Origin of the sequence: Sagittula sp. SSi028, assembly GCF_048553715.1 — a bacterium.
Classification (GTDB): Bacteria; Pseudomonadota; Alphaproteobacteria; order Rhodobacterales; family Rhodobacteraceae; genus Sagittula.
The window spans coordinates 1-223 of sequence record NZ_JBLZNC010000068.1; the positions used below are offsets into that span (position 1 = coordinate 1).

Below are 223 nucleotides of genomic sequence, written 5' to 3' on the forward strand. Positions count from 1 at the left end.
GGCCACATCACCCGTGGTCGGGTCGCCGTCGTTCACGTTCTGCGTGGTATCGTTCTCTGAATTGTCAGAGATCGCCGCAGGCGTCGGGTTCGCAGCCGTCACCGGAGGAGTAGCCCCCGCCTGCGCCGAGTTCTCAAGCGCCGTCGAGGCCGTCGCATCAAGGTTAACAGTGAAGCTCACCGTGTAGCTGTCGCCAACCGCCAAGACACCGGTCGAGCCAATC

The 223-nt window shown here is 63.2% G+C and carries 1 protein-coding gene; it reads right to left on the reverse strand.

Features of this window, described 5'->3' with window-relative positions; all coding sequences use genetic code 11:
• The coding region (locus tag ACN5AZ_RS18780; protein ID WP_419430407.1) for a hypothetical protein at window positions 1–223 on the reverse strand (223 nt) is incomplete at both ends.